We start from the raw sequence: 1,660 nt of genomic DNA on the forward strand, positions 1-1,660 counted from the left end.
CATGCCCATCAACTTAAAAATCTTCACTACCCCCAAGTGTAAAAAAACGTTATTCTTTCTAAAAAAGCTAGACTAGAAAGGATGACGTTTTCTTATGAATCTCTCGATTCAAGAAGAACTACAACCATTTGCGGAAGAATTACAACGATATATTACACCTGTATTTGTAGAAGAACTTGCAAGAGACATCGAATTTATAAAACGAAAACGCAAGTTTTCTGGCTCAGATTTAGCTACGATTTGTATTTGGATTAGTCAACGAGTGGCAAGTGATCCCTTAGTACGATTATGTAGTAGACTTCATGCAGCCACCGGTACTCTCCTTAGCCCTGAGGGCTTAAATAAGCGTTTTAACGCAAAAGCAGTGCTGTTTTTAAAACATATCTTTTCTTTATTGTTACAGCAAAAAATCTGTGAACAAACACAAATCTCTAACCAACTTTTTGCTTATTTTGAGCGTATTCGCATCATGGATGCTACCGTATTTCAAGTACCCAATACTTTAGAACATATATATCCGGGTTCAGGAGGTTGTGCTCAAACAGCCGGTATCAAAATACAATTGGAATATGATTTACATAGTGGACAATTTCTTAACTTTCAGGTAGGTCCTGGGAAAAATAATGATAAAACATTCGGTACAGAATGTTTAGATACCTTAAGACCAGGTGATTTATGTATTCGTGATTTGGGTTATTTTTCATTAGAGGATTTAGATCAAATGGATCAACGTGGTACCTATTATATTTCTCGGTTAAAGTTAAATACGAATGTATATGTAAAAAATCCAAGTCCAGAATACTTTAAAAATGGTGCACTAAAAAAACAATCGGAATATATACAAATTGATGTGAAACAGATTTTGAAACAACTACAGCCTGGAGAAACATTTGAATTAAAACATGCGTATATTGGCGATAAACAACAACTGTTTGCACGCGTTATTTTTAATCGATTAACAGATAAGCAACTTCAAAAACGACGAGCGAAGATCGCGGAAAAAGAAAAATCTAAAAATAGAACGTACTCAGAGAAAAGTAAAATGATAGCGGGATTAAACGTGTACGTGACGAATATACCGTGGGAATGGGTTCCGATGGAACAAGTACATGAGTTATATACTTTACGTTGGCAAATAGAGATTGTCTTTAAAACATGGAAATCACTCTTCAAAATAGACCATTACCGTAATGTGAAACAAGAGCGATTAGAGTGCCAACTATATGGAAAGCTAATCGCTATTTTCCTATGTTCCTCTACCATGTTTAAAATGCGTCAACTTCTTTTACAAAAGAAAAAAAAAGAGTTAAGTGAATATAAAGCGATTGGTATGATTCAGGATCATCTATCTCTTTTGTATCAAGCCATACAGAGAAACACCCATGAAATAACAAAGGTCCTAATCCGCCTGTTCCACCTCCTACAGAAGAATGGGCGCAAATCTCACAGATATGAGAAGAAGACTGTCTTTGATATCATGGGTGTTGTCTATGAGTATAATGGATTAAAAAAACAAAAGAAAGTTGCATAATTTAAAAAATGAAACCCGTTAGGGTTTATTTGAGATGCTTATTTTTAAGAGTATGCTTTTATTTTAGGAATGTTTTGATCCGATGAGTCGAAAGCTCAGGTTGTGCTCACTCTTAAGTTGATGGGCATG

General features: G+C 34.9%; 1 protein-coding gene. It reads left to right on the forward strand.

Annotation, left to right across the window (positions count from 1 at the left end):
- Window positions 1-94: 94 nt before the first annotated feature.
- Window positions 95-1,531, forward strand: a complete 1,437-nt coding sequence (locus MR168_RS32840) for an IS4 family transposase (RefSeq protein WP_062804561.1) — start codon at window positions 95-97, stop codon at window positions 1,529-1,531.
- Window positions 1,532-1,660: the final 129 nt, after the last annotated feature.

The organism is Bacillus cereus group sp. BfR-BA-01356 (genome assembly GCF_022663635.1).
GTDB lineage: Bacteria > Bacillota > Bacilli > Bacillales > Bacillaceae_G > Bacillus_A > Bacillus_A cereus.